We start from the raw sequence: 20,742 nt of genomic DNA on the forward strand, positions 1-20,742 counted from the left end.
GCAGATGAGCATCCTGACGAACGATCGCCATCCGTTGCGCGCGGCCATTGCGATGGCGGTGATGTTCAACCTGTTCACGCTGATCGTCTTCACCGCGTCCGGCTATTTCCGCGGCCCCGAAAGCCTGCACGAATCGCTGGTGCTCGGGCTGCCGATGATGCTGATCGACGGGTTCCTCGGCTTTCAGCTCTATCACGTCCTGCGCTGGACGACCGACCTGCGCCCGCTGCTGCGCTGGAGCATCGTCACCGTCGCAGTGTTGGCGATCGCGCTAATCCAGGCGTTCTGGGACACGCAGCTGCGCATCTGGGCCGACACGCTGACGATGACCCTGCGCCAGTCCTACATCCGCGCCGCGACGCTCAACACCTACAACAGCGGCATGCTGGCCGGCCTGTTCGCATTCCAGGGCGCTTACATGGCGCTGCAGCGCAACCAGGCGCTGCTGGGCGAAGCGCGCCAGCGTGAGCGCGAGGCGCAGATGCTGGCGCTCCGCTTTCAGCTCAATCCGCATTTCCTGTTCAACACGCTGAACGCGATCTCCAGCCTGGTCGTGCTGCGCCGCACCGACGAGGCGGAATCGATGATCGACCGCCTCTCCTCCTTCCTGCGCGGCAGCCTCGCCGCCGATCCGGACCGCATGGTCGCGGTCGAGGACGAGTTCGAGATGCTGGACAATTATCTCGATATCGAAAGCGTCCGCTTCGGCGAGCGGCTGGTGACCGCGATCCACCTGCCGTACGAGCTTGCCCGCGCGCAGGTGCCGCCGTTCCTGCTCCAGCCCCTGGTCGAGAACGCCGTCAAATACGCGGTCGCCCCGTCGCGCACCGAAGTGCGGGTCGAGATCGCCGCGCGCGAGCGGGACGGCCGGCTGGAGCTGGAGGTGAGCGACAGCGGCGCCGACAGCGAAGGCGCCAGCGCCGGAACCGGCGTCGGCCTCGCCAATGTCCGCGAGCGGCTGCGGCTGAGCTATGGCGGGGACGGGCAGATGCAGGTGGACGCAGACGGACAGGGCTTCCGCGTCACGCTGACGATGCCGCTGCGCATCGCCGCCGCCGCGACCGAACCGCCGCTGACACTCGCAGCGTAATCCTCCCCTTAGAGGGGAGGTGGCAGCCCGAAGGGCTGACGGAGGGGTGTCAGCGCTTCAGAACTATCCCGGACTGCGATACCCCTCCACCATCCCCGCTTTCGCGGGGACGGTCCCCCTCCCCTTCCAGGGGAGGATCGAAAGTCAAAAAAAGCCCGACCGGTTTTTGAGGCCGGCCGGGCTTTAGGGTCAGCATTCTTTCGAATGCCTCGGGTCGCACAGTTTTGATGCGTCGAACCGCTTCCCAGAGAAATATCCTGTCGACGAAACTGCAGCGCGGCGCGACGGGATTGCACGGCCCGAATTCGCGCCTTAGGCAAGCGCCAGCATGAAACTCCTGACCACCGCGGCGCTGGCCGCTCTCGCCGCGGTCCTCGCCGCTCCCGCTTCGGCCGAAATGCAGCGCTACAGCGTCATCTTTGGCGGCAAGAATGTCGGCCATCTGAACGCCGACGTGCAGGGCGCGCAGACGGTGATCGACTACGACTACAAGAACAACGGCCGCGGCCCGACGATGAAGGAGTCGATCAAGCTCGACGCGAACGGCCTGCCGACCGCGTGGGACATTACCGGCGCGACCACCTTCGGCTCCAAGGTCGAGGAGCATTTCGCGAAGAGCGGCGCCAAGGCGATATGGACCGACGCGACCGGCAAGGGCAGCGCCGCGACCAAGGAGCGCGCCGTCTATGTCGCGCAGAGCGGCAGCCCCTGGTCGACCGGACTCTATGCCCGCGCGATCATCAAGGCGGGCGGCAGCACCCTGCCCGCGCTGCCCGGCGGCACGCTGAAGCTGACCAAGGGCGAGACGCTGTCGGTCAACGGCGATGGCGGGCCGCTCCAGGTGACCCGCTACGATCTGGGCGGCATCGAGACTGCGCCCGATACGATCCTGATGGACCCGCAGGGCGAAATGTTCGCCTATGTCTCGCCCCGCCAGGTGATCGTCCGGGCCGGCTACGAAGGCGAGGCGGAGCGGCTGAAGACGCTCGCGGCCAAATGGTCGACCGACCGTTTCGTCGATATCCAGAAAAAGGTCGCGCATAACTATGATGCGCCGGTCCGCATCCGCAATGTCCGCATCTTCGACCCGAAGACTCAGGCACTGACCGGGCCGGTCTCGGTGCTCGTCTCCGGCAATCACATCGCGGCGGTCGAGCCGCTCGACGAGCCGGCGACCAAAGGCGAGGTGACGATCGACGGCGCCGGCGGCACGCTGGTTCCCGGCATGTACGAGATGCACGCCCACACCAGCCAGGAAGGCGCACTGCTGAACCTGATCGCCGGCATCACGACGATGCGCGACATGGGCAACGACAATGACGTGCTCGCCAAGCTGATCGAGCGGATCGACGACGGCACGATCGCCGGCCCGCGCATCGTCCGCGCCGGCTTCGTCGAGGGCAAGAGCCCCTACAGCGCGAACAACGGCATCCTGGTCAACAGCGAGCAGGAAGCAGTCGACGCGGTCCGCTGGTACGCGGCGCACGATTTCTGGTCGATCAAGTCGTACAACAGCATGAACCCGGCCTGGATTCCGGCGATGGTGAAGGAAGCGCATCGCCTTGGTCTCAAGGTCCAGGGCCATGTCCCCGCCTTCGCGACCGCCGACCAGATGGTCGAGGACGGGTTCGACGAGCTGACGCACATCAACCAGTTCATGCTGCAATGGGTGATCAAGCCGACCGAGGACACGCGGACCTTGTTCCGGCTGACCGCGCTGAAACGGCTTCCAGGCCTCGACCTCAACAGCCCGCGCGTGCAGCACTCGATCAACCTGGTCGCCGACCGGCACATCCCGATGGACGTGACGCTGGGCATTCACGAGAATCTGCTGCTGAACCGCGACGGCCAGGTGCCGCCGGGCGCGGCCGACTATATCTCGCATATGCCGATCGGCACCCAGCGCGGCATGAAGCAGGCATGGATCGACACCTCGGCGCCGGGCGACGACGCGGCCTATCGCGGCGCCTATGACAAGATCGTCCAGACGATCCGGATGCTGAACGACAAGGGCGTGATGATCGTCCCCGGCACCGATACCGGCGGCAGCTTCACCTATCACCGCGAGCTGGAGCTGTATCAGACGGTCGGCATGACGCCGCCGCAGATCCTGAAGCGCGCGACTTGGGACATGGCCCATTATCTGGGCCAGGATCAGCGGCTCGGCTCGATCGAGAAAGGCAAGCTCGCCGACTTCTTCCTGGTGCCGGGCGACCCGACCAAGGACCTGAAGGCGATCAAATCCATCGCGATGGTGGTCAAGGACGGCACGGTCTACTACCCGGCGGAGGTCTATCCGGAGTTCGGCATCGAGCCGTTCGCGCCGATGCCGAAGGTGTCCAGGCCAGGCTGAAGCGCTTCTTTTCCGCCCTTTGTCGTCCAGGTGACCGACGAAGGACCACCGGCATGCTAACGGCATCCTTCACCCGGGGGATCCGCATGCCCGTCTATCGTCTTTACTGCCTGGATCGCGACAAGCACATCACCGCGCGAGCCGATATCGAGGCCGATACCGACGCGGCCGCGATCCAGTATGCGCGGGACAATCATCCCGGCGACGATTGCGAGATTTGGGAACTCGGGCGCAGGGTAGCGGTCATCGCGCGCGACACCGGCTCCAGCGCCGTCGCACTTGCCTGACGGCCGCGGCCGCGCGGATTACTCCTCGATCGTTACCGCCTCGCGGAACGGCACCGTGAGCAGGATTTGCCCCTTCTCGTCGGCGATCTCGATGCACTCGTTGAGCGGCAGCCGGCCGGACCACAACGCTTCGCGCATGATAGACCGTGCGCTGGCGACAGCCTCCGCCCGCGCTTCGTCCAGGCCCGGGCACTCCTGCCCTTCCTCATCCCGCACCGTTCGTCCGTCGACGATGTGGAAAAAATAACGCGGCAAACCAAAGCTCCCCTTACACGTCTGGAAAAACGGCGTCGGATCATCCGGCGTTCCCGAAACGCTTCGCGATCAGGCGATTATATTCCCGCTCCGGCACCCCGTAGCCGTCGCCGACAATGCGCTCGAGCAGCGCCCGATCGAGCACCGCGATTGTTCCGCGCGCTGTCCGGATCGCGCCCTGTTGGCTGAGGCTGCCCAGAGCGAAAGTCACGGTCGTGCGCGACGACCCGAGCATGATGGCCAGATAGTCGTGAGTCAGCGGAACATCGTCGCCGGGCAAGCGGTCGTGGCTCATCAGCAGCCAGCGCGTCAGGCGCTCCTCGATCGGGCGGAGCGCGTTCGAAAGGCAGGTCTGGGCGGACTGCAGCAGGAAGAACTGCACGTAGCGCAGCATCAGCATCCGAATGGGCGGGCTGGTCTCAAGCAGTCCCGCGAACTCGGGAGCGGGGATGATCCAGGCAGAGCCGCCGATCTGCATGTCCAGCCGGTGCGGTGAGTGGCCCGATTGCAGGATCAGCGGGATGCCGCCGAACCCGTCGATCCCGTACAGCCCGATCTCGACGGCCTGACCGCTCGCCACCTCGACGATCACCGATCCCATTCCGCCGTCGAAGAAATAGCCGAACTCAGGCGGCTGGTCGGCGTCGAAGATCGTCATGCCTTTCGGCGTATCGATCCGCTTCAGATGCGGGCCGAGCAGGCCGAACGCCTCCGGCGGCAGCGCCCGGAGCAACCAGTTCTGTACTTCCGATTGCGCAGGACCGACCATTTGCCGTCAACAAATGGACGTCCGGTTTGTGCCGCCCGGTACGGCTCAAGCCTTTGACAAGGGCCGGAGCCCCCGATAGCCGAGGCAGGCCGGCCGGCAATCGGGGAGAAGGCAGGAATGCGCGTGTGGCACAGCGCGGAGATTGACCTGCAAGCGCTCACGCGGCTCGGCGAGAACGCCCTGCCGGGATATATCGGTATCGAATTCGTCGCTATCGGCGATGACTGGCTGACAGCGCGCATGCCGGTCGATCGCCGCACGCACCAGCCCTTCGGACGCCTGCATGGCGGCGCATCGGTCGCGCTGGCTGAGACGGTCGGCTCGATCGCCGGCTCGCTGACGGTGGACCCGGCGGTGAGTCTGGTGGTGGGCATGGAAATCAACGCCAACCATATCCGCCCGGCCAAGGACGGCTGGGTCTATGGCACCGCCAGGGCCGAAGCGCTCGGCCGCACCACTCAGGTCTGGACGATCCGCATCGTGGATGAGCAGGACAGGCTCATCTGCCTGTCCCGCATCACGCTGGCCGTGATCCCGGTGCACCGGGCGTGACCCGCTTGCCCGGACCGGCCGCCGCCATCGCGCTCGGCATCGCCGCCCTGCCGCTCGGCAGCGCTGCGGCGGCGGCTGTAAGCCCGTTCGACGGCACATGGATCGCCGACCTGACGTCGCAGGGCGGATTGCCCGAAGACGATTACCTTTTGTCGGGCGGCATCTATTCCTGCCGAAGCTGCTCGCCGCCCCGATCCTATCCGGCCGACGGCAAGCCGCACGCGATCGCCGGCGATGAGAACGTGACGTCGGAGGCGGTCACCGTCACCGGCCCCCGGTCGATCCTGACGCGCATTGTCAGCCCGGCCATGACGCGGTCGACGACGATGACCGTCTCGCCCGATGGCCAGACGGCAACCTATGTCTCGATCGACCATCGGCCAGGCGTCAAAGGACCGCTGCGGACCGAGTATCTGGCGCGGCGCGCGGCGGCCGCTCCGCCGGGCGCGCACGCGGTTTCGGGCAAATGGCAGGGGCTCCGCTATGTGGCCGTGCCCGTGCAGCTCCGCACGACTGAATTGCACGTCACCGGAAGCCGCTTCCGCTACCGCGTGCCGATCGGCGCCTCGTACAGCGCGACGTTCGGCGGCGATGCCGTTCCGGTTCACGGGCCCTATCGCGGCAAGATCATGGCCGCAGTCACGCGGAACGGCGACCGCCAGATCGTGGCGACACTGAAGCAGGACGGCAAGCTCGTCGCGACCCGGACCTTCACTCTCCTGCCCGACGGCAAGTCGCTGGAGATCGCGACGACGTCTCCGGGCTCCGATTCGACGTTCCGGGTCATGGCGCGCAAGCAGTAGTCTCGGCGCCAATCATCGGCTCGCAGCGCGGCACCGCGGCGCGGACGGGGCATACGATGGCAAGGCCGGCCGAAGCGAAGATGATGATCCAGAAGCCCAGGATCGCCATCCTGATCACCTTGAACGCAAAGCGGAAATCCATGCGGTCCTCCCGGTCGCGAGCACAGGCGCAATCGCTGTCTTGCCTGAGCCGCTACCGGATAGGCTCTCGACAGCTATGCCGGAATGACCGGCCCGCCGGATGAATTGATCCAATCGCCGGAGCGACGCACCGGACTTGCGGCCGGGCCAGTTCACCGGGCATGAGGCGAGTAGGCAAGCGAGGAGGCGGAGAGATGATCGTCGTCAGCGTGATGTACGGCCCGGACGCAAGGTTCGACGAGGATTATTACCTCGCCACGCACATGCCGCTGGTCCGCGAGCGCTGGCATGGGCTCCTGAGCGATGCGCGCGTGCTCAAGGGGCTGCCCGCGCCCGACGGCGCCAAGCCGGCCTATCAGATCATGGCCGAGCTGACTTTCCCCTCGCCCGCCGAGCTGCAGCAGGCGATGGGCGGTCCGCACGCGGCAGAGATCATGGCCGACATCGCCAACTTCACCGACGCACGGCCGGTGATGCAGGTCAGCAGCCTGATCGACTGACCCTCAGGACGCGTGGGCCGCAAGCCACGCGCGGGTCTGCTCCTGCAACCGCGCCTGCCGGGCAAAGCGGGTGCGCAGATGAGCGATCGTCTGGTCGATCGGCTTCCTGTCGGTCGCGGCGACATGGGCCGTCGCATAGGCGTCGAGCTTGTCGATCGTCGTCGGCTGATGGCTGCTTTCGCCCAGCCGCGCGATGAACCGCGACCAGCCGGACGTGTCGGTCAGCTGGCGGACCCGGTCCAGATGCGCGAGCACGAAATCGAGCGCGAGCTCCGAATGCCGGTTGGCAACCGCGCCGATCATGTCGCTGCTGATCGTCGGCCCCGGCTCATCGGTGAGCGACAGATCGAGCGCGCGCTGGGCAAGCGCGGGGTCGCGGGTGCGGCCGAGCAGGTCGTAGAAGGTGCTGCGCTCGACCGCGCCGCTGGCGCCCTTTGCAAGCGCGTGCAGCCGGTCCCAGGTGGCGGCGTCGGCGTTCTCGGCGACCACGCGCAGCCAGGCGGACTTGAGGCTGCCGGGGATGCTCGCGGGATCCTGGAACAGCCGCCGCGCTTCCGCCGTGACCGTCTGGTCGCCGACCCGGCCGAGCGCGCGGATCAGCACGGGGCGAAGCGTCGCCTCCAGCACGGGCTCGCCGGCGCGGGGCGCCATGCCCAGGCGCTGCAAGACAGGCCCGAACCGCGCCGACATATCCGCCGCGATCCGCGCCTGGGTCGCAGCATCGCCGTCGAATAGCTGGTAGAGCGCGCTCCATTCCTGCACCGCAAGCTCGGTGACCTTCGGCTGCGCATCGGCGGGAACGGCAGCGAGCAGGTCGAGCCCGACCGCCATCGGCTGGTAATTGGCGCTGGCCAGCGCAAGATTGTCCGCCAGCAGCCCATATTGGTCGACCGGCGCCAGGCTCGCATAAGCCTTGGTCAGCTGGGCGATCTGATCGGGCTGGTAGAGCGTCCGGTAATAGCCGGTCTGGCCGGCGTTGATCAGCAGCGGCGCACAGCCCGCGACCTTCAGCTCCCCGCTGCCGTTCGCGACGATCGCGCGCATCGGCGCCCCGCCCAGCGTCATCGCGCGGACCGGCACGTGCCAGCGCAGCGGCGCCGCATCCGGCTTGTCCTCGCTGAACTGGCCCTGGGTGACGGACACCGTCGTCGATCCGCCCGCGCAGCTCGCGGCGCCGACGCGGATCAGCGGCACGCCGGGCTGCAACGTGAAGTCGTGCGCGATCTGGGTGATCCCGGCCGCGCCCGCCTGCTCCACCGCGTGCCACAGATCGTCGGTGCGCGTGTTCCGGTATTTATGGGCCGCGATATAGGCCTGGATGCCCTTCTGCCACACATCGGGCCCGGCAAAGCCCTCCAGCATCGTCAGGACGGACTCACCCTTCGAATAGGTGATCGTGTCGAACGCCTGGTTGGCCTGCTCGACGGTCCGCACACTCTGCACGATCGGATGAGTCGTCGCAAAGGCGTCGATGTCCAGCGCCTCCTCGCGCGATGCGACATGCTCGACATCGGCGCCCCAGTCGGGATGGAAATGCTGGGTGGTCTTATTGGCCATCCAGCTGGCAAAGCCTTCGTTCAGCCACAGATCGTCCCACCACGCCATCGTCACCAGGTCGCCGAACCACTGGTGCGCCATTTCGTGCGCCTGCACGCCGAAGATCGCCTGGCGCTCCGCGTCGGTGGTGATCGCCGGATCGTCGAGCAGGATGCGCTCGAAGGTGAAGATCGCGCCCCAATTCTCCATCGCGCCAAAGAATTGCGACTGGCCCGGCCCCGCCACATTCTCCAGCTTCGGCAGCGGATAGGGCGTGCCGAAATACTGGTTGTAATAGGTCAGCACCTGCGCCTCGGCGTCGAGCGCGGTCTGCGCCTTGGCTTCGTTGCCGCGGCCCATCGTGATCGCCACTTCGGTGTTGCCGGACATTGTCTTGATCCGTCCGAAATCGCCGACGCCCAGGAACAGCAGATAGCTCGACATCAGCGGCGTCTGCCGGAAGGTGACGCGCTTCAGGTTGCCGGGCAGCGGCTCGGTGCGCGCCGCGGGCATGTTGCCGACCGCCATCAGGTTCGCAGGCGCGACCACCGACAGGTCCCAGCGGGCCTTATAGTCCGGCTCGTCCCAGCTGGGCACGAACGCGCGCGCGTCGGCGGCTTCGAACTGCGTGAACAGCGATCGGCGCGGCGACCCGTCGGGCGCCTTGGAATCGAGCGCGAAGAAGCCGTTGGCCTGCTGGTGGATCACGCCGCGATAGGCGATGTCGAGCCGATACCGGCCCGGCGCCAGCTGGCTGCCGAACGCCAGCGTGACGGTCTGGGCCTTCGGATCGATCGTCGCCGTTCCAGGCTTCGGCGCGCCGCTGCCCGCCCGGATCGAGACGGAATCGAACGTCAGTTCCTTGGCGTTCAGCACCAGCCGGTCGGTCGGCTTCACCACATCGACGTCGATCGCGACCCGCCCGCTGAAGCGCAGATTCGGCGCATCGGGCGTGACCTCGATCGCATAATGGCGCGGCACGGCGGTGCGCGGCAGCTGCGTCACCACGGAATCGATCGTGTCCTGCTGCGGCTGACCGTTCGCGAGCGGGGCCTGCGCCGCCGCCGGACACGCAGCCAGCATCGTCGCCGACAACAGCGCAGCCCTGACCATTCGACCCTGCATGGTGCTTCCTCTATGTCGTGAAAGCGCCAGCGTGGCAGATCGGGCCCCCAGGGGAAAGGCCGAAATCAACCCATGATAAGCTTCAGCCGATCAGCGGTCGCACGTCCGGTCCCGTAACCGCCGCCGCGCGGCGGCGTCGCGCCGCGGCACCGGCGGCCGCCACGCCGACGATCATCAGCGCCCATTCCGACGGCTCCGGCACGGTCGGCACAACCGTATCGAACAGCCCGCCGACCAGGTGATAATCGGCCGCAAACGCCGGATCGATCGTGAACATCGGATCGAGAACTGCGTTGGCGCTGCTGACGTCACAGATTCCCATGACGTTCCTGCTGCACTGCCCGCTCAAATTCACCTGCGCCGAAACAAGCATCGTCAGGATGACGTTGCCGCCGGAACTGGTCGTCAGCACGCGCGAGAAAGTCACATCCTTGCCGGTGCCATCGGCACTCGTCGCAATCGCGCTATCGAACCATGGCGCGTCAGCACCAAGCAGGAGAATGCGCGTCTCTGCCTTGCCATTTCCCGATGCGGAGAGGTGCCCCCTGAACGTCACGGTCACGGGCACGTCGACCCCGTTCTCCGGTCCCTCGACGCCCCAGTTATAGGCGATCAGGCTGTTCGCCTGCACCTCCTTCTCGAACGCGGTCCCGCCTGCGTGCACGAGGCCCAGATGGTCGTCCAACGCCGAAGCGCCGACGCTGTAGTCGAAGTCGTTGCGTCCTTCGTTGAACGGCACCGGCTGCGAGTCGATCTTTTCATGAAATACAGAATGCGCCCCGGGATTATATTCGGTCACCGTCAGCTCGCCCGAGTGGCTGGCGCCGGACGGCACGGCGGCCGCAGGCGCGCTCCAGGCGGCGGCGGACAGGATCAGCACGGAACAGCAAGCGGGTTTCAGCGACAGCATGGCATGTCTCCGTTCGGTTTTGGGAGCGACCCGACGGATACTGGCCACAAGGCGTCTTGGTGACGCGCCGGCGATCCGCCCCGTATAACATCGATCAGCCCGGCGCGCCAATCCGCCGCTGCCATTGCCCCGCGCCGCGTCTCGTGCTGGAAAGCGCGCCGACGACACCGTTCAGCGGTGGATCATCTTCGTCGTGCAAGGGGCAAATCCATGAAAACATTTCACATCTTTGCAGCATCGCTGCTGGCGGCCGTGTCGCCGGCCGCGCTCGCCGCGCCGGCGGCCACCGCCGCCCAGACCGCCAATCCCCTGCTCGCGCCGTGGACCGGCCCCTATGGCGGCGTGCCGCCGTTCGGCAAGGTGCAGATCTCGCAGTTCAAGCCCGCGCTCGAAGCGGCAATGGCCGAGAATCTGCGCGAGATTGATGCGATCGCGAACAACCGGGCCGCGCCGACCTTCGCCAACACCTTCGTGCCGCTGGAGCAGGCGGGGCGCACGCTGAACCGCGTCTACACGATCTTCGGCATCTGGTCGTCGAACCTGTCCTCGCCCGAGTTCCAGAAGGTCGAGGCGGAGATGTCGCCGAAGCTGTCGGCGCACCAGGACAAGATCGTCCAGAACGAAAAGCTCTTCCGCCGCATCGACGCGATCTACAATTCGCCCGAAAAGGCGAAGCTGACGCCGGAGCAGCAGCGGCTGGTCTGGGTCTATTGGAACAATTTCACCCAGCAGGGCGCGAAGCTCAATGCGGCCGACAAGGCTGCGCTGAGTCAGGTCAACCAGCAGCTCGCCGGGCTTTACACGACGTTCGCGCAGAACGAGCTGTACGACGAGGAACATGACGCGCTGGTGCTCGACAACCAGGCCCAATTGGGTGGGCTCAGCCAGGCGCAGATCACGGCGGCCGCGCAGGAAGCCGAACGCCGGGGCATGAAGGGCAAATGGGTGTTCGCGAACACCCGCTCGGCGATGGAGCCTTTCCTCGTCAACGCGACCGACCGTTCGCTGCGCCAGAAGGCGTTCGAGATCTGGACCAGCCGCGGCGACCATCCGGGCGCGCACGACAACAATCCGATCGTGACGAAGATCCTCGCCCTTCGCGCGCAGAAAGCGAAGCTGCTCGGCTATCCGACCTATGCGCACTGGCATCTTGCCGACACGATGGCGAAGACGCCCGACAATGCGCTCAATCTGATGATGGCGGCGTGGAAGCCGGCGGTCGCGCAGGTCCACAAGGACGTCGCCGACATGCAGGCGATCGTCGACAAGGAAGGCGGCTCGTTCAAGATCGCGCCCTGGGACTACCGCTTCTACGCGGAGAAGCTCAGGAAGGCGAAATACGACCTCGATATGAGCGAGGTAAAGCCGTACCTGCAGCTCGATCACGTCCGCGACGCCATGTTCTGGGCGGCGGGGCAGCTCTACGGCTTCACCTTCACGCCGGTGAAGGGGCTGCCGGTCTTCAATCCCGACGTGACCGTCTATGAAGTGAAGGGCCGCGACGGCAAGCATGTCGGCCTGTGGTATTTCGACCCCTATGCGCGGCCGGGCAAGAACTCCGGCGCCTGGATGAACGAGTATCGCACCCAGTCGAACTTCGACGGCGCGATCCCGACGATCGTGTCGAACAACGCAAATTTCGTGAAGGCCGCGCCCGGCGAGCCGGTGACGATCTCGTTCGACGATGCCGAGACGATGTTCCACGAATTCGGCCATGCGCTGCACGGCCTGAACTCGGCGGTGCATTACCCGACGCTCGCCGGCACGAACGTGGCGCGCGACTATGTGGAGTTTCCGTCGCAGTTCAACGAGCATTTCCTCACCACGCCGCAGGTGATGAAGTTCCTGGTGAACGCGAAGGGCGAGCCGATGCCGCAGGCACTGGTCGACAAGATCAAGGCGGCGCAGACCTTCAACCAGGCCTTTTCGGTGGTCGAGGCGCAGGCGAGCGCGATCGTCGACATGAAGATGCACCTGATGGGCGACAAACCGGTCGAGCCGCACGCGTTCGAGAAGACGACGCTGGCGGAGCTCGGCATGCCGAGCGAGATCGTGATGCGCCACCGCATCCCGCAATTCGGCCATGTCTTCGCAGGCGAAGGCTATGCGGCCGGCTATTACGGCTATCTGTGGGCCGAAGTGCTCGACCAGGACGCGTACCAGGCGTTCGTCGAGGCCGGCAATCCGTTCGATCCGGCGACCGCCAAGCGCTTCCACGACGACATCCTGTCGATCGGCAACACGGTCGATCCGGCAATCGCCTACCGCAATTTCCGCGGCCGCGACCCGAGCGTCAACGCCTGGCTGAAGGACAAGGGCTTCCCGATCCCGACTGCGGCCGCAGCCACGAACAACTGACAGATATCAGATCGACCTCACCCTTCCCACTCGTCCCTCGGCTTCGCTCGGGACGAGCGGGCCCCTTCCCTCTCCCGCCGGGAGAGGGAGGGAGGCGCGCAGCGCCGGAAGGGTGAGGATGACCGAACGACACGAAAAAAGGGGGCGGAGCCGTTCGACTCCGCCCGCTCAAGTCCAGGGTAAGAAAGACGGGGCGCGTCCGGGAGGGCGCGCCTCGGCTTTATCGGCGTCAGAACCGCAAGCGGGCACCGACGCGATAGGTGCGGCCCAGGGCATCATAGGTCGACGGATAGATGTTGCCGCTGTTGAACGAGGCGGAACCGACGTCCTGGCCGGTGAAGGGCGGCTGCTTGTCGAACAGGTTTGCCACTGTGATCGTCATCGTCAGATTGTCGCCCACGCCGATCCGCGCGGCGAGGTCGAAATAGTCGGCCGAAGGCAGGAAGTTGAAATCATGCGTGCCGAAGGTGCCCGGTGCGGGGGCGCCCGGCAGGTTCGACTGGGTCCCCGGCACCGGACCCGAATAGGACGGGCCGTTGCCGTTCAGCACGTCGTCCGGCTCGTGCTGGACGGCGCTGATGTGGCGCCACAGCAGCGACAGATCGACATTGTCGAAGGTGAGCGTGGTGCGCTGGGTCCAGCTGAACTCCGGCTGGATCGAGCCGACATCCGCGGCCGTGCCGGCCGGCGAGCCGCAGTTGCCGCTGAAGAAGCCGACGCATTCCCGGTTGAGCGAGATCGGCAGGTTGCTGGCGTTCGGATAGGCGGTCGCCTGGAATTTCTGGCTGTGCGACCAGTTGCCGGCGAAGCTGAGCGCCAGCTTCGCGAAGCCCATATCCGTGTTGTAGTTCATCGTGACGTCGATGCCGTCGCTCTTCACCTTGCCGAGGTTCGACAGCGGCAGGAACAGGCCCGGCGTATCGGTCGGGTCGCCGGCAAGACCGCCGGTCAGCGCGTTGCGGCGGATGACCGTGCAGGCGACGCTGGTCTCCGCCCCCGCGGCCGGGCTGAAATTACCGTTCGCGTCCGGGGCGCCGAAGCAGGCCTGGATGGCGTCGCCCGGCGTCGGCGCCGTGATCGCCCGGTTGATCTTGATGTGGTAGTAATCGATCGAGGCGGAGAAGCCGGGCAGGAAGTCGGGCTGGAACACCACGCCGAAGGTGTAGCTGTTCGATTTTTCGGGCTTCAGCGTCAGCGATCCGCTGGCCGATGCATTGCCCTGGCCTGCGGTCGGCTGCGGGATCGAGCCGAGCGTGAACGCCGGAGCGCCCTGCGCGCGGCAGACTGCGGCCAGCGTGCCCGTCGGCGCCGGACGCACCACGTTGCCGTCATCGTCGATCGACGCGCACGGGTCGTTGGCGATCGTCGTCAGGCCGGTGACGAGCGGCGCGAACAGTTCGTTGATGTTCGGGGCCCGGACCGCGCGCGCGAAGTTGCCGCGGAACTTGATCGAATCGACCGGCTCCCAGCTCGCCCCGACCTTCCAGGTCGTCGTGTTGAACTTGGGCCGGCTCGGCGCATCGACCGTGTAGTGCGAATAGCGGATACCGCCTTCCAGGGTCAGGTTCTTGAAGAACGGCTTGTCCTGCACGATCGGCGCGACGAGCTCGCCGAACGCTTCATAGACGTCGAATGCGCCATCGACGAGCGCGGTCGGCCCGCCGGAGCCGCCCAGGTCGCCGGAGCCGGAGAGCGTGTCGCCCCGCTGCAGCGCCGTATATTTGCGATACTCGCCGCCGACCGCGAAGCTGATCGCGTCCGACGCCCATGGCAGCACGGCACCGAAGTCGCCCGAAATCGTCGCGCGCGCCTGGGCCAGGCTGGTGCGATTCAGCGTGGTGCTCTCCGCGGAAAGGAAGTTCGCCATCGCAGGAGTGATCGTGCCGAATACGTTGACGGGCACGCAGCCGTTGCTGGTGTCCTGGCAGATGAAGTTGCCGTTTGCATCCCGCGTCGTCAGCAGCCCCTGACGGAAGCGCGAGTTCAATGTGTAATTCTGGATGAACTGCGTGTTTTCGGATTCGCCGTAGGAGCCGAACACGTCCCAGTTGATGCTGTCGGTGATCGATCCACGGAAGCCGAGACGGTAGTCGAAAATCTGCGTCCTGAACTCGCTGATGCGGGGCCCGTTTTCGATCGCGCGGCGGGAGATCTGGGTGACGAATTCGCGGTAGTTCGGATCGTTCGGATCGGTTGCCGCCGCCGCCGCGGCGCACTGCGCAGGCGTCAGCGTCTGGACGCCGTCGGCGAGCGGGTCGAAGTCGCTGTTGGCGCAGAAGGTCGCACGCGCGGCAGCCGGCAGGAACGGGTTGCTGACCGGAACTTGCACGGCGATCCCGAACGCGCCCGACGGCGCGATGATCGTCTTCACGGTGTTCTTCGAGAACAGGCCGCGCGTGTACACCTCGATGCCGTCGGCGATTTGATAATTTGCCTGTCCGAAAATGTTGAAGCGCTGGAACGGCGTCTGGAAGATGTTGAACGGATTGAAATTGAACGCCGTGAATGCTGACTGAAGCGCGCCGGTCGTCGGGTTGACGGTCTGCAGCGGCAGGCCCGGCACCGAGAAGCGGGTCGGGAAGGTCGTGCCGGAGCCGGAGACATTGCCGGTGAAGGCGCTGATGTTGAACCGGCTGAAGTCGCGCGCGCCCTGCGTGACCGGATCGGCTTCCTGATAGCCGATCGAGAACGTCGCATTGCCGCGATTGTCGTCGAAGTTCGCGCCGATCGTCGTGTCGACACGGAAGACGTTGCCGTCGCCGCGCTCGGTGATCTGCTCGGATGCGGAGATTTCGAGGCCGGTGAAGTCCTTCTTGGTGATGAAGTTCACCACGCCGGAGACCGCGTCGGCACCATAGGTCGTCGATGCGCCGCCGGTCAGGACCTCGGTGCGCTCGATCAGCGCGAGCGGAATATTGTTCAAGTCGACACGGCCGAGCTGGTTCGACGGCGTGATGCGTACGCCGTCGAGCAGCACCAGGTTCCGGTTGGAGCCGAGGCCGCGCAGGTTGACGAACGATGCGCCGTTGTTGCCGTTGTTCACCGCCGAACCGGTCGACGGCACCACGCCCGGAACTTCGCGGAGCAGCTGCTCGGCGACGTTGGTCTGGCGCAGCTCCACCTCTTCCGACGTGGTCACGTTGACCGGCGTCGAGCGCTCGAGGTTCGGGTTGGTGATCAGCGATCCGGTGACGACGATCGTGCCCTCGTCCGCGGGCGCAGCCTCGGCAGTCTGGTCCTGGGCGAAAGCCGGGGCGGCGCAGAGCGCGGCAGTCGCGGCGCTCAACGACAGAAGAGTCCGAAGCCGCGAAGTGGTGGCGGTAGGCATGGAAAAATCCCCTTTTTCTTGCTGCGCGCTGGCAGTGCAGGTTCGGGGTAGCGGGCGGCCTTGGGGAGGAAAGAACCAGACTTGGACGGCCGATGGGTCCAGTTTGAACGGCCCGAAAAGCCGTCATGCGCGCGAACTGATAATTCCTTTCTTTTCAGCTCCATAGCCTCTCCGCATAGCGAGGTTGGGCCGACGAACGCCGGGCCCGGAAACGGCCGGAAATCGCTGATCGGATGCTTTTGCCGCGGCCGTGTTGCAACACTGCAACACCCGCGAAATCAGGCGGCTGCGGCGCAGCCTGCGCTGCCGCGGCGGACGCCGAAGCCGGCGCTGATCGCCAGCGCGCGCCGCCGCTCGGAATAGCTCGCCGCCACCATCGGATAATCGTCGCCAAGGTCGAAGCAGCGGCGGTAATCGGCCGGCGTCATGCCGTACCGGGCGATGTGGCGGGTCAGCGAGCGATAGGGCCGGCCGTCAATCATCGACAGGATGTGATCGTCCGACGCAAGCGACTCCTCGACCGAAACGGCGGGCGGGAAGCCTCCCTTCAGCCCGCGCCGTGCCTGCTGCCGCGCGATCGACTGGAGCGCGCCGGGTGTCAGATAGGCGGCGATGTAGATCAGCGACATCAGCTCGCCCAGCTCCGCCTCGGCCGGCGGGCCGCTCCGGCCTTGCGCGATCACCGTCAGGCAGGCCGCGACCATGACCAGCGCGCAGGTGTCGCCGCCGCGCGCGCAGCCATGCTGGCGCAACCGCGCATGCACGATCGCGGTCAGCTTGGTGCGCACCCGCGCATTTGCCTTGGCATGGTTGAGGGCGTCGACCAGGCCCGGCACGGCCCAGAGCCGGCCGAAGGCATCGACGAACCCGGCCGCATTGCCCCTGAGCGCCGCATCGAACGCCGTCTCGAAGACCGGCAGCGCGACCGCCCACAGCGTCTCCACCGGATCAGCGTAGAGGCGATAGAAGGTGGAGCGCGCAATCGCGCAGCCGTCGGCGATGTCGGCGACGGAGATGTGATGAAAGGGCCGTTCCGCCAGCAGTTCCAGGAATTTGGCTTCGATGCGGGCGGCGGTCGTCAGGGTGCGGCCCTTGCGGCCCCTCACGCGGAACACCTGCTCGGACGCGTACATGATATGCCTCCTTCCGAAATGACGGCAGCGAGCCGCGGGCCTTCGAGGCGGATCGCCTCGGGCGTCGCGCCCAGGCCGAGCAGCAGCGCGGAATCGGCCCCGCGCTCGACCATGAGGTCGCCGGCGGCCGCGCCACCCAGCCGGGCCGCCGCCAGCCGTGCTGCGACCGCGGAGGCGCGACCGGCCCCGACATTCACCACCAGATGCAACCCCGCGCGGTTGACGCTGGCAGGGTCGACGATGCCGGCAAGCGCCTCGATCAGCGCCGCCCGCCGTTCGACATAGGCCTGCCGCCGGCGGCGCAGATGGCGCGCGAAATGCCCCTCGGCGATGAACGCGCGCAGCGCCAATTGCGAGGCCAGGCTCGCCCGCCCGCCGACGATTCCGTGGGCAGTGCGCAAACGCTCGGCCAATGCGGGCGGCGCAACCAGGAACGCGACGCACAGGCCCGGGAAAAGGATGCGATTGAAGCTGCCGACCAGCAGCACGCGCGCGCCGTCCTCCACCGCGAGCGGCGGCGGCGGCGGCGCCTCGTCGAACCAGAGCTCGGAATCGCGGTCGTCCTCGACGATCCAGCCATCCTGCTCCCGCGCCCAGCCGAGCAGCCATGCGCGCGTTCCGCTGTCGAGCGAGGTGCAGGTCGGGAACGAGACCGCGGGCGCAACGCAGGCGAGCCGGGCCAGGCGTTCCGTTCCGCCCTGGCCGATCGTCTGCAAGCGTGCGCCGCGCGCGGCCAGCAGCTGGCGGACCGCGGGTCGGCTCGCATCCTCGACCAAAGCGGTGTCGCCGGCCCGCAACAGCGCCGCTGCGGCAAGGTCGATCGCGGCCGTCGCGGTGGGGACGATCAGGATCTGGTCCGGATGGCACCGCAGCCCGCGCGGCGCGCAGACCAGCCGCGCGATCGTCTCGCGCAGGCCAGCGTCCCCGGCCGGATCGGCGCTGGCGAGGCGCTGCGGCTCGATCTCGGCCCAGGCGCGCGCCTGCAATTGTTTCCAGATCTGGGCCGGAAACAGGTCGGCTGCCGGCCGCTGCAACGCGAACGGCGGCAGCTCGACCGCATCGCGTGCGCTCGTCTGCGGCAGCGCGGACGAAGCAACGGCCGGTCCGGCCGACACATAGACGCCCGACCGGCTGCGCGATTCCGCCCATCCGTCGGCGACCAGCTGTTCCACCGCCAGGATCGCGGTGTTGCGGGACACGCGCAGATCGGCCGCCAGCGTGCGCGACGAAGGCAGTCGCGTGCCCGGCGGCCAGACCCCGTCGAGAATGAAGGCGCGCAGCCGCTTATAGAGTCCCTGGTAAAGCCCGCCCTGCGGTTCGGGGGCAAGGTCGGCCGGCAGGAAGGCAGGTGCGCGGGATCGCCCGAGCCCTTCCATCTCCCGCATGGCCAACGCGCCACTCACGTCCGACACCCCTTATGCCGTCGCTCCGGGTGTAAGAGTGATGCGACAGAGGCCCGAACTGTAGCGTGGCTTCGATCAACCGCGATTCGGCGCTGACGAAAATTGGCGGGATTCTGCGAATGGCGAATGGCGACGGACGAACGGCTCTCGACTTAGCCTTCGTGCGGTGTCGTTATGCGGTTCATGGACCAGCCTGCTGCCTCCCAGATGGTCTCGTCGCGAGAATCGGACGCCCGAATCACGCGCGCGGGCCTCAAGCTCAGTCTGATCTATTGGCTGGTTCTGCTGGCCGTGCTGACCGGGCTCGGCGCCGTGAACAGCATGGGCAGCTGGGGCGTATCCGCAATCCGCTGCCTGATGACGGCGTTCGCGGTGGCGATGAGCTGGCTGATCATCCTGCTCGTCACGCACAACCGAAGCCCCGCCTTCTCGGTCAAGGCGATCCTGGTCTGCGCCGCGGCCGTGGTGGTCGCGACCGTTCATGCGCTGGTCGCGTTTTTCGCCTTCAGATTTGTGGATATGAACCCGACGCCGATGAAGCTGGGCGACATGCTCAGCAACATCCTGTTCTGGATCGGCGCGTATCTCAGCTGGTCGGCGCTGTTCCTGGCGCAGCAATACAGCGCCGAAGTGATCGACCGCGAGCGTCAGCTGTCGGAGCTTCGCGCCCAGGCCTATGGCGCGCAGATGCGGGCGCTCCGCTACCAGATCAATCCGCACTTCCTGTTCAACACGCTGAACGCGCTTGCGACGCTGATCGAGGAACGGGATGTCGGCCCGGCCGAGCGGATGGTGCTGTCGCTGTCGGGGTTCCTGCGCTCCACGCTGGCGCTTGACCCGATGCAAGATATCACGCTGGGCGAAGAGCTGGACATCCAGAGCCGCTATCTGGACATCGAACGCGAGCGGTTCTCCGACCGGCTGACGGTGGACATCGACGTGCCGGCCGAGCTTCACCGCGCCAAGGTGCCGAGCCTGATCCTGCAGCCGCTGGTCGAAAATGCCGTGAAGCACGGCGTCGGGGCCGTCGACGGCGCGGTCCGGATCCGGATCAGCGCGGGCGCGGACCGCAACATCCTGGGCATTCACATCGACAATGATGCGCCGGAACGGCCCAGGCCCTCCACGGGCACCGGGCTCGGCCTCAAGAACGTCGCCGAGCGCCTCTCAACCCGGTTCGGCGACGCGGGGCGGCTGGATGGCGGCCGCACGGCCGACGGGCGGTTCCGCGCGACCGTGTCGCTGCCGCTGAGGTTCACGCCGGGATGATCCGGGCGCTGATCCTCGATGACGAGCCGCTGGCGCGCCGCCGCATCCGGCGCGCCCTCGCCACCGTGGATCGGATCGCCGTGGTCGGCGAAGCCGGCAACATCCGCGAAGGCCGCGCGCTGATCGCCGAACACGCGCCCAACCTGCTGCTGCTGGACGTTCAGATGCCGAACGGCAGCGGTTTCGATCTGCTGGCGGAGCTGGAAGGTTCGGCGCCGGCGATCGTTTTCGTCACGGCTTTCGATCAATATGCGATCGCCGCCTTCGAAGCGCACGCGGTCGATTATGTGCTGAAGCCGGTCGCGTTCGACCGCCTCGCGCTCGCCGTCGAGCGCGCCCGCGGCGTGATTGCCCGGCAGGAACAGGAACAGCAATTGACGGAGCTGCGCACCGTGGTGGCGGCGTTGCGCGGCGAACTGAGAGAGCGGGCCGATGCCGACGCCTGCTTCTGGGTTACCTCACGTGGCGAGACCTTCCGTGTGCCCGCCATCGATATCGTCTGGATCCAGGCGGAGCGCGACTATGTGCGCCTGCACACCGGCCAGCGCTCATTCCTTTATCACGAGAGCCTGGCCGCCATGACCGAACGGCTCGATCCGGCCAGCTTCATCCGCGTGCATCGCAGCGCCGTCATCCATCGCCGCCGGTTGCACAGCTTTCGGCGCGGCCCGTTCGCGTCGCTGACGGCTGTCCTGGACGACGGGACCGAAGTTCGGGTGGGGCGCACCTACGAACGAGTGATCCGCAGCGCACTCAGGGAAGACTAGGCTGTATCGACATTCAGCAATCCTCCCCTTCGAGGGGAGGTGGCAGCCCGAAGGGCTGACGGAGGGGTGTCAGCGATTGAGAATGAATCTCCAGCGCCGACACCCCTCCACCACCCGGCTGCGCCGGGCGGTCCCCCTCCCCTCTAAGGGGAGGATTTGACGC

At 66.6% G+C, this 20,742-nt stretch carries 17 protein-coding genes; 9 read left to right on the forward strand and 8 right to left on the reverse strand.

Going from position 1 to position 20,742, the window contains the following annotated elements; all coding sequences use genetic code 11:
* Window positions 1–4: 4 nt before the first annotated feature.
* The 3 genes from SCH01S_RS15780 (at window position 5) to SCH01S_RS07025 (ending at window position 3,730) form a co-directional block, all read left to right on the forward strand.
* Window positions 5–1,090 (forward strand): sensor histidine kinase, encoded by a 1,086-nt coding sequence (locus tag SCH01S_RS15780; protein ID WP_169746367.1) that lies wholly within the window; start codon window positions 5–7, stop codon window positions 1,088–1,090.
* A 328-nt stretch (window positions 1,091–1,418) separates the two neighbouring features.
* Window positions 1,419–3,443 (forward strand): amidohydrolase family protein, encoded by a 2,025-nt coding sequence (locus SCH01S_RS07020; RefSeq protein ID WP_046348067.1) that lies wholly within the window; start codon window positions 1,419–1,421, stop codon window positions 3,441–3,443.
* 86 nt (window positions 3,444–3,529) lie between these two features.
* Window positions 3,530–3,730, forward strand: coding sequence for a hypothetical protein (locus SCH01S_RS07025; protein WP_046348068.1), 201 nt, complete (start codon window positions 3,530–3,532; stop codon window positions 3,728–3,730).
* An 18-nt stretch (window positions 3,731–3,748) separates the two neighbouring features.
* On the opposite strand, the gene SCH01S_RS07030 is transcribed toward SCH01S_RS07025, so the two are convergent.
* Both SCH01S_RS07030 and SCH01S_RS07035 read right to left on the reverse strand, forming a co-directional pair.
* Window positions 3,749–3,985, reverse strand: a complete 237-nt coding sequence (locus tag SCH01S_RS07030) for a DUF6894 family protein (protein ID WP_046348069.1) — start codon at window positions 3,983–3,985, stop codon at window positions 3,749–3,751.
* A gap of 40 nt (window positions 3,986–4,025) precedes the next feature.
* Entirely contained in the window at window positions 4,026–4,754 is a 729-nt protein-coding gene (locus tag SCH01S_RS07035) for a Crp/Fnr family transcriptional regulator (RefSeq protein WP_046348070.1), read from the reverse strand.
* 117 nt (window positions 4,755–4,871) lie between these two features.
* Between SCH01S_RS07035 and SCH01S_RS07040 the strand changes: the two genes are divergently transcribed.
* Together SCH01S_RS07040 and SCH01S_RS07045 are read left to right on the forward strand one after the other, a co-directional pair.
* Window positions 4,872–5,306 carry a hotdog fold thioesterase gene (locus tag SCH01S_RS07040; protein WP_052733828.1) on the forward strand — a complete coding sequence of 145 codons (435 nt, stop codon included), beginning with the start codon at window positions 4,872–4,874 and terminating at the stop codon, window positions 5,304–5,306.
* Window positions 5,303–6,109 (forward strand): hypothetical protein, encoded by an 807-nt coding sequence (locus tag SCH01S_RS07045; RefSeq protein ID WP_046348071.1) that lies wholly within the window; start codon window positions 5,303–5,305, stop codon window positions 6,107–6,109. The genes SCH01S_RS07040 and SCH01S_RS07045 overlap by 4 nt, the downstream gene beginning before the upstream one ends.
* Here the strand turns inward: SCH01S_RS07045 and SCH01S_RS16370 are convergent.
* Complete coding sequence (locus SCH01S_RS16370; protein WP_157032841.1) at window positions 6,090–6,251, reverse strand: hypothetical protein; 162 nt, start codon at window positions 6,249–6,251, stop codon at window positions 6,090–6,092. The genes SCH01S_RS07045 and SCH01S_RS16370 overlap by 20 nt on opposite strands.
* 193 nt (window positions 6,252–6,444) lie before the next feature.
* Between SCH01S_RS16370 and SCH01S_RS07050 the strand changes: the two genes are divergently transcribed.
* Window positions 6,445–6,750 carry an EthD family reductase gene (locus SCH01S_RS07050; RefSeq protein WP_046348072.1) on the forward strand — a complete coding sequence of 102 codons (306 nt, stop codon included), beginning with the start codon at window positions 6,445–6,447 and terminating at the stop codon, window positions 6,748–6,750.
* Between the two features lie 3 nt (window positions 6,751–6,753).
* Here SCH01S_RS07050 and SCH01S_RS07055 read toward each other — a convergent pair whose 3' ends face one another.
* Window positions 6,754–9,399, reverse strand: coding sequence for a M1 family metallopeptidase (locus SCH01S_RS07055; protein ID WP_245612182.1), 2,646 nt, complete (start codon window positions 9,397–9,399; stop codon window positions 6,754–6,756).
* A 94-nt stretch (window positions 9,400–9,493) separates the two neighbouring features.
* Window positions 9,494–10,321 (reverse strand): PEPxxWA-CTERM sorting domain-containing protein, encoded by an 828-nt coding sequence (locus SCH01S_RS07060; RefSeq protein ID WP_046348074.1) that lies wholly within the window; start codon window positions 10,319–10,321, stop codon window positions 9,494–9,496.
* Window positions 10,322–10,531: 210 nt separating this feature from the next.
* On the opposite strand from SCH01S_RS07060, the gene SCH01S_RS07065 reads away from it, so the two are divergent.
* The gene (locus tag SCH01S_RS07065) at window positions 10,532–12,679 is read left to right on the forward strand and encodes a M3 family metallopeptidase (RefSeq protein ID WP_046348075.1); all 2,148 of its coding nucleotides are present in this window, start codon (window positions 10,532–10,534) and stop codon (window positions 12,677–12,679) included.
* A gap of 229 nt (window positions 12,680–12,908) precedes the next feature.
* Here SCH01S_RS07065 and SCH01S_RS07070 read toward each other — a convergent pair whose 3' ends face one another.
* The 3 genes from SCH01S_RS07070 to SCH01S_RS07080 form a co-directional block, all read right to left on the reverse strand.
* Entirely contained in the window at window positions 12,909–16,007 is a 3,099-nt protein-coding gene (locus tag SCH01S_RS07070) for a TonB-dependent receptor domain-containing protein (RefSeq protein ID WP_046348076.1), read from the reverse strand.
* A gap of 278 nt (window positions 16,008–16,285) precedes the next feature.
* Window positions 16,286–17,140 carry a MucR family transcriptional regulator gene (locus SCH01S_RS17415; protein WP_052733829.1) on the reverse strand — a complete coding sequence of 285 codons (855 nt, stop codon included), beginning with the start codon at window positions 17,138–17,140 and terminating at the stop codon, window positions 16,286–16,288.
* Window positions 17,110–18,543, reverse strand: a complete 1,434-nt coding sequence (locus SCH01S_RS07080) for an aminotransferase-like domain-containing protein (RefSeq protein WP_157032842.1) — start codon at window positions 18,541–18,543, stop codon at window positions 17,110–17,112. The genes SCH01S_RS17415 and SCH01S_RS07080 overlap by 31 nt, the downstream gene beginning before the upstream one ends.
* A gap of 183 nt (window positions 18,544–18,726) precedes the next feature.
* On the opposite strand from SCH01S_RS07080, the gene SCH01S_RS07085 reads away from it, so the two are divergent.
* Together SCH01S_RS07085 and SCH01S_RS07090 are read left to right on the forward strand one after the other, a co-directional pair.
* Window positions 18,727–19,812: a sensor histidine kinase gene (locus SCH01S_RS07085; RefSeq protein ID WP_046348136.1), complete on the forward strand. Its 1,086-nt coding sequence runs from the start codon at window positions 18,727–18,729 to the stop codon at window positions 19,810–19,812.
* On the forward strand, window positions 19,809–20,579 hold the full coding sequence (locus SCH01S_RS07090; RefSeq protein WP_046348077.1) for a LytR/AlgR family response regulator transcription factor: 771 nt from the start codon (window positions 19,809–19,811) through the stop codon (window positions 20,577–20,579). The genes SCH01S_RS07085 and SCH01S_RS07090 overlap by 4 nt, the downstream gene beginning before the upstream one ends.
* Window positions 20,580–20,742 lie beyond the last annotated feature (163 nt).

Source organism: Sphingomonas changbaiensis NBRC 104936 (assembly GCF_000974765.1).
GTDB classification, from domain to species: domain Bacteria; phylum Pseudomonadota; class Alphaproteobacteria; order Sphingomonadales; family Sphingomonadaceae; genus Sphingomonas_B; species Sphingomonas_B changbaiensis.

Bases quoted from the DNA above. Each gene is read 5' to 3' on its own strand.
- SCH01S_RS15780 (WP_169746367.1), top strand. From the start codon at position 5: ATGAGCATCCTGACGAACGATCGCCATCCGTTGCGCGCGGCCATTGCG.
- SCH01S_RS07020 (WP_046348067.1), top strand. From the start codon at position 1,419: ATGAAACTCCTGACCACCGCGGCGCTGGCCGCTCTCGCCGCGGTCCTC.
- SCH01S_RS07025 (WP_046348068.1), top strand. From the start codon at position 3,530: ATGCCCGTCTATCGTCTTTACTGCCTGGATCGCGACAAGCACATCACC.
- SCH01S_RS07035 (WP_046348070.1), bottom strand. From the start codon at position 4,754: ATGGTCGGTCCTGCGCAATCGGAAGTACAGAACTGGTTGCTCCGGGCG.
- SCH01S_RS07040 (WP_052733828.1), top strand. From the start codon at position 4,872: ATGCGCGTGTGGCACAGCGCGGAGATTGACCTGCAAGCGCTCACGCGG.
- SCH01S_RS16370 (WP_157032841.1), bottom strand. From the start codon at position 6,251: ATGGATTTCCGCTTTGCGTTCAAGGTGATCAGGATGGCGATCCTGGGC.
- SCH01S_RS07050 (WP_046348072.1), top strand. From the start codon at position 6,445: ATGATCGTCGTCAGCGTGATGTACGGCCCGGACGCAAGGTTCGACGAG.
- SCH01S_RS07055 (WP_245612182.1), bottom strand. From the start codon at position 9,399: ATGGTCAGGGCTGCGCTGTTGTCGGCGACGATGCTGGCTGCGTGTCCG.
- SCH01S_RS07060 (WP_046348074.1), bottom strand. From the start codon at position 10,321: ATGCTGTCGCTGAAACCCGCTTGCTGTTCCGTGCTGATCCTGTCCGCC.
- SCH01S_RS07065 (WP_046348075.1), top strand. From the start codon at position 10,532: ATGAAAACATTTCACATCTTTGCAGCATCGCTGCTGGCGGCCGTGTCG.
- SCH01S_RS07070 (WP_046348076.1), bottom strand. From the start codon at position 16,007: ATGCCTACCGCCACCACTTCGCGGCTTCGGACTCTTCTGTCGTTGAGC.
- SCH01S_RS17415 (WP_052733829.1), bottom strand. From the start codon at position 17,140: ATGTACGCGTCCGAGCAGGTGTTCCGCGTGAGGGGCCGCAAGGGCCGC.
- SCH01S_RS07085 (WP_046348136.1), top strand. From the start codon at position 18,727: ATGGACCAGCCTGCTGCCTCCCAGATGGTCTCGTCGCGAGAATCGGAC.
- SCH01S_RS07090 (WP_046348077.1), top strand. From the start codon at position 19,809: ATGATCCGGGCGCTGATCCTCGATGACGAGCCGCTGGCGCGCCGCCGC.